10 protein-coding genes and 1 pseudogene are annotated in these 10,755 nt (G+C 65.0%); 6 read left to right on the plus strand and 5 right to left on the minus strand.

What is annotated here, in order from left to right:
- The first annotated feature begins 17 nt into the window (after window positions 1–17).
- A complete protein-coding gene (bcsG, locus tag WS69_RS22740; protein ID WP_059472912.1) occupies window positions 18–1,577 on the plus strand; it encodes a cellulose biosynthesis protein BcsG in 1,560 nt (519 codons plus the stop codon).
- Window positions 1,574–1,765 carry a hypothetical protein gene (locus tag WS69_RS22745; RefSeq protein ID WP_059472913.1) on the plus strand — a complete coding sequence of 64 codons (192 nt, stop codon included), beginning with the start codon at window positions 1,574–1,576 and terminating at the stop codon, window positions 1,763–1,765. The genes bcsG and WS69_RS22745 overlap by 4 nt, the downstream gene beginning before the upstream one ends.
- Window positions 1,766–1,944: 179 nt before the next feature.
- Here WS69_RS22745 and WS69_RS35035 read toward each other — a convergent pair.
- Together WS69_RS35035 and WS69_RS22755 are read right to left on the minus strand one after the other, a co-directional pair.
- Window positions 1,945–2,257 (minus strand): annotated as a pseudogene (locus tag WS69_RS35035) (ATP-binding cassette domain-containing protein); the annotation flags it as partial.
- A gap of 30 nt (window positions 2,258–2,287) precedes the next feature.
- The gene (locus tag WS69_RS22755; RefSeq protein ID WP_231747193.1) at window positions 2,288–4,189 is read right to left on the minus strand and encodes a tetratricopeptide repeat protein; all 1,902 of its coding nucleotides are present in this window, start codon (window positions 4,187–4,189) and stop codon (window positions 2,288–2,290) included.
- Window positions 4,190–4,424: 235 nt separating this feature from the next.
- Between WS69_RS22755 and WS69_RS33680 the strand changes: the two genes are divergently transcribed.
- Entirely contained in the window at window positions 4,425–4,574 is a 150-nt protein-coding gene (locus WS69_RS33680) for a hypothetical protein (protein WP_156438328.1), read from the plus strand.
- A gap of 501 nt (window positions 4,575–5,075) precedes the next feature.
- Here the strand turns inward: WS69_RS33680 and tauD are convergent.
- Complete coding sequence (tauD, locus tag WS69_RS22760) at window positions 5,076–5,912, minus strand: taurine dioxygenase (RefSeq protein WP_059472945.1); 837 nt, start codon at window positions 5,910–5,912, stop codon at window positions 5,076–5,078.
- A complete protein-coding gene (locus WS69_RS35040; RefSeq protein WP_231747197.1) occupies window positions 5,909–6,301 on the minus strand; it encodes a hypothetical protein in 393 nt (130 codons plus the stop codon). The genes tauD and WS69_RS35040 overlap by 4 nt, the downstream gene beginning before the upstream one ends.
- Here WS69_RS35040 and tauA point away from each other — a divergent pair.
- The 3 genes from tauA to WS69_RS22775 are packed head-to-tail and all read left to right on the plus strand — an operon-like array spanning window position 6,239 to window position 8,908.
- Window positions 6,239–7,249, plus strand: coding sequence for a taurine ABC transporter substrate-binding protein (gene tauA, locus WS69_RS22765; protein ID WP_059472916.1), 1,011 nt, complete (start codon window positions 6,239–6,241; stop codon window positions 7,247–7,249). The genes WS69_RS35040 and tauA overlap by 63 nt on opposite strands.
- Window positions 7,250–7,271: 22 nt before the next feature.
- Complete coding sequence (locus tag WS69_RS22770) at window positions 7,272–8,054, plus strand: taurine ABC transporter ATP-binding protein (RefSeq protein WP_059472917.1); 783 nt, start codon at window positions 7,272–7,274, stop codon at window positions 8,052–8,054.
- 2 nt (window positions 8,055–8,056) lie between these two features.
- Window positions 8,057–8,908: an ABC transporter permease subunit gene (locus tag WS69_RS22775; RefSeq protein ID WP_059472918.1), complete on the plus strand. Its 852-nt coding sequence runs from the start codon at window positions 8,057–8,059 to the stop codon at window positions 8,906–8,908.
- Between the two features lie 235 nt (window positions 8,909–9,143).
- Here WS69_RS22775 and WS69_RS22780 read toward each other — a convergent pair whose 3' ends face one another.
- Complete coding sequence (locus WS69_RS22780; protein ID WP_059472919.1) at window positions 9,144–10,469, minus strand: NADH:flavin oxidoreductase/NADH oxidase family protein; 1,326 nt, start codon at window positions 10,467–10,469, stop codon at window positions 9,144–9,146.
- Window positions 10,470–10,755: the final 286 nt, after the last annotated feature.

Genomic DNA, 10,755 nt, shown 5'->3' on the forward strand with positions numbered 1-10,755 from the left:
ACGACGGAGTCACGTCGATGACGTTCTGGAATCTGTACTTCATTCTCAAGATCTACCTGTTCGCGGCGGGGCACCTGAAGCCGCTGTGGATCGCCAACATCGGCTTTGCGCTGGCGCTCGCATTGAGTTCGCCCGTGAGGCGGCGCGGCTGGCGATGGCTGCGTCACGCGCTCGCGCTCGCGATCGGCGTGCCGCTGATGTATTACGAAGCGGACGTGCCGCCGTTCGCGCGGCTCATCGAGACGCTCGGCAGCCTGCGCTCGTTCAGCTTCGGCTACTGGATGGAACTCGCGCCGCGCTTCGTGCCGCCGATGCTTGCATTGATCGCGCTCGGCGTCGTGATCGGCTATCTGATCGTCAACCGCTGGCTGCGCGTCGCGACGTTCGTGTTGCTCGCGCTGATCGCGCTGCCCGTATGGCAGGCGGGCAGCGCCGCGCTCGCGCGTTTCGACGCGGCTGCGGCCGCCGCCGCCGCGAAGCCCTCCGATCTCGCCCGCGCCGCGCAGCCGCAGGATGGCAACGCGGCGCTCGCCGCGTTCCGCTCGCAGGAATCGCAGCGGCAGGTGACGTTCGGCCGCCCGCCCGCCGATCCGGCGACACAGTTCGACGTGATCGTGCTGCACGTGTGCTCGCTGTCGTGGGACGATCTCGACGTCGCGAAGCTGCGCAATCATCCGCTGCTCGGCCGCTTCGACTATCTGTTCACGAACTTCAGCACGGCGGCGAGCTACAGCGGGCCGGCCGCGATCCGCGTGCTGCGCGCGACGTGCGGACAAGAGGCGCACGCGGACCTGTACAAGCCCGCGCCCGCCCAGTGCCACCTGTTCAAGCAGCTCGCGGACGCCGGCTTCGCGCCGCAGACACTGCTGAACCACGACGGACATTTCGACAATTTCATCCAGTTGATCCACGACAACATCGGCGTGCCGAACGCGCCGATGATCTCGAACGCGGACGCGTCCGTCGCGATGCACGCGTTCGACGGCTCGGCGATCAAGGACGACTACGCGACGCTCGCGAACTGGTACGCGAAGCGCGGTGCGACGGCGGGCCCGGTTGCGCTGTACTACAACACGATCAGCCTGCATGACGGCAACCAGTTGTCGAGCGGCCGGATGCCAAGCCTCGAATCGTATCCGCTGCGCGCGCGCAGGCTGATGGACGACTTCGACCGCTTCGCGGACCTGATCGCCTCGTCGGGCCGGCGCGCGGTGATCGTGTTCGTGCCCGAGCACGGTGCGGCGCTGCGCGGCGACACGAAGCAGGTCGCGGGACTGCGCGAGATTCCGACGCCGCGGATCGTGCACGGGCCGGTCGGCGTGCGGCTCGTCGGCTTCGCGGGCGACCATGGCACGACGACTGTGATCGACGCGCCGACCAGTTTCCTTGCGGTCGCGCAACTGCTGTCGAACCTCGTGTCGAACAGCCCGTTCAAGCCGGGCGTGACGCTGTCGCAATACGCGGCCGATCTGCCGCGCACGCGGATGATCGGCGAGAACGAAGGCACCGTGACGATGACGACCGCGACGGGCTACGCGGTGAAGACGCCGGACGGCGTGTGGATCGACGAAAAATGACACATTCGAATCGGAACGCGGCAGCGCGCGACGAGGGGCCGCTGCCCGCAAACGACATCGCGGGGCTCGCGCGCCACGTGCCCGAGATCGATCCGGCGCGCTACCTGGACGAGCAGGCGCGGCTCGCGTATCGGGACGCGCTCGACCGGTGGCCGGTGCTTGCGAAGCTGATGGGGCTGGCGGATTGATGTCCGGCGGTGGTGTAGCGTGGTCGCTGTCGCTTGTACGGCGTCCCGCGAGACGAGCGTGCAGCCTGCATGCGGCGCATCGGTCGCGGAAGAGGCGTGTGGGCGCGACGCGATCGTCGGCCGATGCGTGCCGAGCGGCGTCGCGCAGCACGCACGCCACGCCGTCGCCCGCTCGTCCGTCATTGAATGAGCCGCTGCAGCTCGACGGCTTGCGGATGCTCGAAGATCTGATCGAGGAACCTGCTTTCGCACACGCGCCCTTGGTGCATGCACGACCGTGTCGCCGACCGCGCGCACGAAGTGCATTTCGTGCGTCACCATGATGAGCGTCATGTCTTCGCGCGCGAGGTTCTCGACGACGCCCGGCACTTCGCCGACGAGCTCCGGATCGCGCGCCGACGTGATTTCGTCGCACAGCAGCACGGCCGGCTTCATCGCAAGCGCGCGGGCAATCGCCACGCGCTGCTGCTGGCCGGACAACTGTTCCGGATAGATACTCAGCTCGAAGACGGCCGTGGTCGCTTACATACGATCGAGCGACAACGCGCAATTATTCTTGGTCGGCTTGCAGTATTCGGCAAGCCATTCCCGCGCTTTGTCATAGTCCTTTTGCTGGTCGGGCGTCAAGCTGCCCATGCCTTTATAGGCCTGCGTCAAGCCAAAATAGGCCCAGACGTTGTCTCTGAAGTTCGTGTACGGGATGCGGTCCGGGTCGTCGTCGCCGAGCGACTGGTGAAGCGTCTCGATCGCTTTGTCATAACGATGGAGGTCGATCAGGAGTGCGGCGAGGGTTTGCCTGACCGGGACCATCCAGTAAGGCGGCTCGTCATAGTTCATGGCGTCCTGCCGTTTGACTGAGTGTTCGAGAGCGCGCACCCCGCTTTGCGAGTTGCCTTTCATTTGGTCGATCCGTGCTTGCGCGATCGATTTCATGATTTGCACTGCCTGCTGGTTCATCACTTCGTCGCGCCGCTCCTTCTCGAATGCGGCCACGTCCTTCATAAGTTTCGTATACGCATTTTGCGCATTGCGATCATCGTGGTTACGGACATATGCAAGCACTCGTGCGTAGTCCCAGGAAACGCTCGAAAAGCGCCAGTCCTTTTCCACCCCGTCGGGCGGTGGTTGATTGATGATGTCGTCCGGGGACATGAAATACGGTAGCGATTGGTAATAGACGCCGCGATAGCGATCGGTCCGGAACGTAATACCCTTGCCCTCCGACTTCAAGAGGCGGTCTGCCGCCCATTTCATGTTCGCGACGTTGCCTGTCATGATCGCCGAAGCAAGCGCAAAATGAATGTTGTGCCGGTAGTAGCCCCAGCGATATCGGTCGCCGTCCGGGTGATCGATGCCGCCCGGGCGCCCGGCATCGACCTTCTCGAAATATCCGTCATCCTTTGATACCGCGTCCCGATTGGCCTCGAACGACTCCCGGTGGTTGCCGATGCGGTAATAGATGTGCGAGGGCATATGGACCAAGTGGCCCGCATCGGGCGCCATGCTGGCCAGCTTTTTCGCAAAATCCGTCACATCGTTCGGCTTCTCCGATCCTTCGAGAATATGGATATACCAATGAACGAGCCCCATGTGATCGGAATGGTCCTTCAGCTCGTCCTTGATCGCAGCGACTGCCGGAGGAATGTCAGGGTAGGCAGCGTTCCCGTGACGATCCCAGTATTCCCACGGCTTACGGTTCATCACTGCGTCCGCGTACAGGGTTTGGATGTCGGGATCGTCCGGGTACTCGTGGGCCAGCGTGGTCATCGCCTTGGCGTAGTCGGTGTTGCGCCGGTCCTGGCGCTCGCGTTCGCGGGGAATCTGCCGATGCTCTTCGTAGCGTGGCAGCAGCGCTTCGACGAGCGAGCGCTCCTTCTGATCTGCATCGGCTATAAGACATGCTTCCTTGAGCTTCTGTTGCGCGATCCGGCGATCCGGTTCCGGCTGATCGATCTGATTGATGTTCACACCCAGCGACATCGCGATCCCCCATCGACACATGACGCAGTTCGGATCTCGTTTGAGTGCGGCTTCGAACGCGCGGTATGCTTCGCGAAGATTGAACGCGTAGTAAAAGCGCAAGCCTTGATCGAAGAGCGCTTGCGTTCTCGGGTTCTCTGTCTTGATTTTTCTCGTCAGATTCCCGAGTTGGAAATCCGTCGGGGGCTCGGGGTCGTTGGCCGCGATTTCCGAAAGCGCGAACGATATCTTGCTGCCAGGCGGCGCGCTCATCATGTGCTCGCTTCCCATGTCCCGCATGCTGTGCACAGCTGCGGCATGCATGTCGCCTTTGGCCGCGGATATCGCAAAAGGCGCGCTCAGCGCGGTCACAAGACCGGCCGCCCAACCCAGGCAAGCTTGTCCAAGCCGGTTTCGACGGTTGTCATCGCCGCAAGAACGCGAGTGATTTTCGGTTGTTTTCATTGCACGCTCTCCTGGAAACGTGAATGTCGATCGAGCTACCGTGCGGGCAGGCCGCCGCGCCATGTGCCGATCGCAACACCCTCATTCGCGCGAGGAGCGTGCTCATTGCGCAGACGGCGACTAGCAGCGTCGTGCCCCGGGAGGGCTGCGGTTGCCGCACGAGATCGGCGGCTCGGACAGCGCGTTCTGTGCGCCTAGCCTGACCTGAGCGCTCGACGCTGACAACGATCGCGCCGTGCAAGCGCGGCTCGCGTTGCACGAGGCGTCCATGATGCGGCGCGCCTATCCCGACAAGGCAGAGCGCTTGATCCGGTGGGCGTTCGCCGAACGCGGCCAGGCGTTGTCGAAGCTGACCACTAAGGATGAGATTGCCTACCACGCGTGACCACGGCGGCATACACCGTGCGCCGGATTGAGCTTTCATCCCGGCTCGTCATTCCCCGCGAACCACTTTTCCGGTGATCGCATCACGCCGGTTTCCTCCATTGAGCGCGGGCCTTCGCAATACCACGGGAATTAGCTTGTCTTCCCGCTACACACTGCGTATTTAAGGCACCTGCCAACCGAAATTCAACCAGAAAAAAGTGGTGGGAATGCGGCAGGTTTGCAGGGTGCCGCGGTGACCGCAGGTACGAGAGCGTTCGCCTGGCTGAATGGAATCCGTTCCACTCAGCGCTCGTCGATAACAGATTTATTTCGCACGATGCCGGTTCTCGCCTAGCGAGGCTCGGCGCGAGCGCGCAGGGCGACGTAGTCGATTCGGCAGTCTTGATCCGCGCACGCCGATGCGCCGAAGCCCGCGATCCGCTCGTTCCGCCGGCGGCGAGGCCGAGACGGTGCGCTGCGCGATCTTTCTCGCTCGCCGCAGCCGCCGTACGCCGGCCGCTCAATACGGCCGATCGCCGGCGATCGTCGCGCGATGCATCACCCGATGCGCTTTGCCGTAGTCGTTCACCGCATAGTGAATCGTCGAGCGGTTGTCCCAGAATGCGACGTCGCCGGCCTGCCAGCGCCAGCGCAGCGTGAACTCGGGCCGCGACTGATGCGCGAACAGGAAGCGCAGCAGCGCGGCGCTTTCTTCCTCAGGCAACGCGTTGATCTCGGTCGTGAAGCCGTCGTTGACGAACAGCGCGCGGCGCGCGTTCACCGGATGCGTGCGCACGACGGGGTGCGTGACGGGCGGATGCTTGATGCGCGTTTCTTCCCAGCGTGCGCGATCGTCGGCCGTGAGCCCGAAGCGCTTCAACGGAAACGACTTCGTGAAGTCGTGCTGCGCGGTGAGGCCCTCGAGCTGCGTCTTCACGCGATCGGACAACGCATCGTATGCGGCGAAGCCGCTGCCCCACAGCGTGTCGCCGCCCGTCTCGGGCAGCGTGCGCGCGGCGAGGATCGACGCGCGCGGCGGCGTCTCGGCGAACGTCACGTCCGTATGCCAGATCGCGTTGTCCTTCAGATCGAAGACTTCGTTGTCGAGCACCATGATCTCGCGCGCATCCGGATGCGACGGATAGATCGGGTGAACGTGCAGATCGCCGAACCCGGCCGCGAAATCGCGATGCTGGGCGGCGCTCAGGCGCTGATCGCGGAAGAACAGCACCTGATGGTGCGCGAGCGCGTCGCGGATTGCGCTGCGAACGTCGTCGTCGACCGCATTCGCAAGGTTCACGTTGTCGACGATCGCGCCGATCGCGGGCGTCAGTCGGGTCAGTTTCAGTCGAGTCATCGTCGATTCGGATTCGGATTCGGCATCGGCATCGGCATCGGCATCGGCATCGGCATCGGCATCGGCATCGGCGAGGCAGCATGCGTGCGCAGCCGACGCTCGCGCGCCGCTTGTTGCGGAAAATCGACGAGTGTCGCAAAACACGTTCGTCCGGTGAACCAACGAAATTCGCATTGCTTATTTGATCGCCGGGATTGCAGCCGGCCTGGTGCGAACGCGGAATGCGCCGTCTCATATCCTTCGCAGATTTCGTTGTTTAACAGGCGACATGCATCCCGGTAATCTCGACGGCCATCCGAATTCAACGCATCCAGAAGAAGGCCCTCATGATTCTCAAGCGCATCCTCGCCGCCGCGACTCTCGCCGTCACCGCTTTTTCCGCCGTTCATGCACAGTCCGCGCATGCCGACACGGTGAACGTCGCCTATCAGTACGGCGCCGATCCGGCGAAGCTCGCGCAGGCGGGCGCCGCTTACGAGAAGGCCACCGGCTGGAAGATCAACTGGCGCCGCTTCGATTCGGGCGCGGACGTCGTCGCGGCGCTCGCGTCCGGCGACATCCAGATCGGCGACGTCGGCCAGAGCCCGTTTACCGCGGCGGTGTCGCGCGGCGTGCCGATCCAGGCGGTCGTGCTGAATGCGATCACCGGCGTGTCGGAGGCGCTCGTCGTGCGCGGCGGCGCGCACATCGACAAGCCGGGCGATCTCGTCGGCAAGACGATCGCGACGCCTTACGCGTCGAACTGCCATTACGCGCTGCTCGCGGCGCTCGAGCACTGGGGCATCGATCCGCGGCGCGTGAAGATCGTGAACCTCGGGCCGACCGAGATCGTCGCCGCGTGGGAGCGAGGCGTGATCGACGCCGCGTACACGTGGGACCCGGCGCTCGGTCGTGCGAAGGCAAGCGGCGGCAAGGTGCTCGTCGATTCGGCGGAGGTCGGCAAGTGGGGCGCGCCGACGTTCGATCTCTGGGCGGTGCGCAGCGACTTCGCGCACGCCCATCCGGACTTCGTGTCGAAGTTCGTGAACGTGACGGCGCAGGCGATCGCCGACTATCGCGCGAACGGAAAGACGTGGACGAGCGCGTCGCCGCAGGTCGCCGCGATCTCGCGCCTGAGCGGCGCGACGACGGGCGACATTCCGCAGCTGCTCGCCGGCAATCTTTATCCGACCGCGTCCGAGCAGGCGTCGCCCGAACTGCTCGGCGGCGGGACGGCCGCCGCGATCGCATCGACTGCGCGCTTCCTGAAGGAGCAGCGCAAGATCGATCGCGTGCTGCCCGACTACCGGCCGACGGTGACGGACCGGTTCGTTCGCGCGTCGGTCGCGGCGCGCTGATACTCGACGGAGCGGCATCGATATGGCGAAGCTTGCTGCGCAGCATGTGTCCGTCGTCTACGAATCGCGCCGCGGCGCATTGACGGCGCTCGAGGAGGTGTCGATGTCGGTTGGCAGCAACGAGATCGTTGTCGCGCTCGGCGCGTCCGGCTGCGGCAAGAGCACGCTGCTGTCGTTGCTCGCGGGCTTTCAGCGGCCGACGTCGGGCCGAGTGAGCGTCGACGGTGCGCCCGTCGCGGGACCGGGCGCCGATCGCGGCGTCGTGTTTCAGGACGACGCGCTGATGCCGTGGCTGAACGTGATCGACAACGTCGCGTTCGGGCTGCGAATGCAGGGCATCGGCCACGAAGCGCGCGACGCGCGAGCGCGCGAGGTGCTGCGGCTCGTGAAGCTCGCGGGCTTCGAGCAGCATCGGATCGACGAGATATCGGGCGGAATGCGCCAGCGCGTCGGGCTCGCGCGCGCGCTGGCTGCGGATCCTTCGTTCCTGCTGATGGACGAGCCGCTCGGCGCGCTCGACGCGTTGACGCGCGAGCACATGCAGACGCTGCTGCTCGACGTATGGCGTGCGACCGGCAAGGGGATTTTCCTGATCACGCACAGCGTCGAGGAAGCGGTGCTGCTCGCGACCGAGCTGCTGATCCTGTCGCCGCGGCCCGGACGAATCGCCGCGCGCCATTCGCTCGACTTCGCGCGGCGCTACGCGGACGGCGAATCGATGCGCTCGATCAAGAGCGATCCGCGCTTCACCGAAATCCATCTCGCGCTCGTCGAGCAACTGATGCGGGAAACCGAGGAGGTTTGACTTTGGCCGCGACCGAACAGAATCCCAATCTCACGTTGCCGCTGCCGGCGGCGGGCACGGGCGCGCCGCCGCGCGAGCGCCGCAGGCAGCGCGTGCATGCGGGCCATGCGGCCGCGATCGCGACATGGGCCGCGCTCCTCGGCGGCTGGTGGCTCGCCGCGCACTTCGAATGGATGTCGGCCGCGCTGCTGCCGAGCCCCGAGGCGGTGCTGCGCAAGCTCATCACGCTGAGCACCGAAGGCTTCGACGACGCGACGCTCGGCCAGCACTTGTTCGCGAGCCTGTCGCGGATGGCGGCGGCGTTCGCGCTTGCGATCGTGACCGCGATTCCGGTAGGTATCCTGATTGCGACGAACCGGATCGTGCGCGGCGTCGTCGATCCGATCATCGAGTTCTACCGGCCGATTCCGCCGCTTGCGTACTTGCCGCTGATGGTCGTCTGGTTCGGGATCGGCGATGCGTCGAAGATCCTGCTGATCTATCTGACGATGTTCGCACCGCTGACGATCGCGACCGCCGCGGGCGCGAGCGGCGTATCGGAGAGCCGCTTGCGAGCGGCCGCGTCGCTCGGCGCGACGCGCTTCAAGCTGTTGCGCCACGTCGTGCTGCCGAGCGCGCTGCCGGACATCCTGACGGGCGTGCGCATCGCGCTCGGCGCGGGCTGGTCGACGCTCGTCGCGGCCGAGCTGATCGCGGCGACGCGCGGGCTTGGCTTCATGGTGTATTCGGCGTCACGCTTCCTCGTGACGGACGCCGTCGTCGCGGGGATTCTCGTGATCGGCGCGATCGCGCTCGCGCTGGAGATCGGGCTGCGCGCGATGCAGCGGCGCTTGACGCCGTGGCGGGCTGAATAGCGCGGCTCGCAGTCGATGCGGCGATGCGGCGGTCCGGCCAGTGTGGCTTGCGGATGGCGGTCGATTTGTACGCGATCGCGCGCGATGCGATGCCGTGATAGCTGATCGCAGCCAACGCGAATACTCGTCGGCGCGATGACCGAGACGCTTCGACCGGTCGCGACAATATAATGAGCGCCGCCGTCCGCCATCGATCTTCCCGATCGACGGCGAACGGCCACGCATATCGCATCGCTCAATGCGCGTCGTGACGCCGGCCGCCGACGATCGGCGTCGCCGAGCCGTGCGCCGCCGGCGCTTCGGATGACGAAGCACGCAAGCGGCGCGCCCTGAAGATCGCGCAGCCCTTCGACGACAGATCGAGCAGGAACGACTTCAGCGCGTTCTCGTCGGGGATCGGATGGCGGCCCTTGCCGATCCGATGGAGCTGCCGCGTGTACCAGGTGACTTCGAGCGAGCCGAGATCGTCGAAATACTTGATCCCGGTGCTGAGCGGCTTCACGTGATGCCGCGTTTCCTCGCCGCGCAGCAGGCGCGCGGGCGCGTCGGGCTCGATCGCGAGAATGCGGCCGAGGCCGATTAGATCGAGCGCGCCGTCGCGCAGCGGCGCTTCCATGCCGGCGAGGCTGCGGAAGCCGCCCGTGACCATCAGCGGCACGTCCACTTCGGCGCGCACCTTTTCGGCGAATTCGAGGAAATACGCCTCGCGCGCCATCGTCGACGTCTTGCGGTCGCCACGCTGCATCACGGGCTCCTCGTAAGTGCCGCCGGAAATTTCGATCAGGTCGATGCCGGCTTTCGCGAGCGCACGGATCACGTCGAGCGATTCGTCTTCGGTGAAGCCTCCGCGCTGGAAATCGGCGGAATTGAGCTTGATGCCGATCGGAAAGTCCGGACCGACCCGACGCCGCACCTCCTCGTACACCGCGAGCACGAAGCGCCGGCGGTTTTCGGCGCTGCCGCCCCATTCGTCGGTGCGCTGGTTGTGCTGCGGCGACAGGAACTGGCTGATCAGATAGCCGTGTGCGCCGTGCAGTTGAACGCCGGTGAAGCCGGCCTTCTGCGCGATTGCGGCGGCTGTCCCGTAGCGGCGGATCAGATTCTCGATCTCCGCGCCCGTCAGTTCGCGCGGCACGAGAAAATACCGGGAGAGCTTCGGCCCGAAGCCGATCGCGGACGGCGCGACCGTCTCCGCATTGAGCCCGCGCATCGCCTGCTTGCCCGGATGGTTGATCTGCATCCAGAACTCGCTGCCGTGCGCCTTGCCGGCCGCCGCCCATTCGCGCAGCTTCGGCAGGTCGCGCTCGTCTTCGATCACGACGTTGCCAGGTTCGCCGAGCGCCTTGCTGTCGATCATCACGTTACCGGTAACGAGCAGCCCCGCGCCCGAATTCGACCAGCGCCGGTACAGCGCGATCAACTGCGGCGTCACGCGGCCATCGTGGCCGCAGAGCGCCTCGCTCAGCGCTGATTTCGCAAGGCGATTCTTCAGCACCATGCCGTTCGGCAAAGTGAGCGGCTGCGCGAGCGATGGGCCCGCGGCGGAATTGGGACGGGACATGTCGTGACGCTCCGGTTAGGTCGACGGCCAATTATCCATCGAAAAATGTTACATCGTTTGATGTAGTGGTTGGATCGTAAGTTCAAAATCAGAACTGAGTCAAGTCATAAAGCTGCGGATGTCGCGAGCAAATGAATTGTCCGGGTCTGTAGCACGTAATCTGTCCGGTTTTTGGGTGCGGCATGAAGCCAGCCGTAAGCCGGGCACGCTGGTTACAGGAAACCCGGAAGATGAGATTCGAAGAGGTCTACACGGACTGGCAGGAGAAGCGCCTGACGCAAGCGGA

Origin of the sequence: Burkholderia sp. BDU5 (genome assembly GCF_001522845.1) — a bacterium.
Lineage (GTDB): Bacteria > Pseudomonadota > Gammaproteobacteria > Burkholderiales > Burkholderiaceae > Burkholderia > Burkholderia mayonis.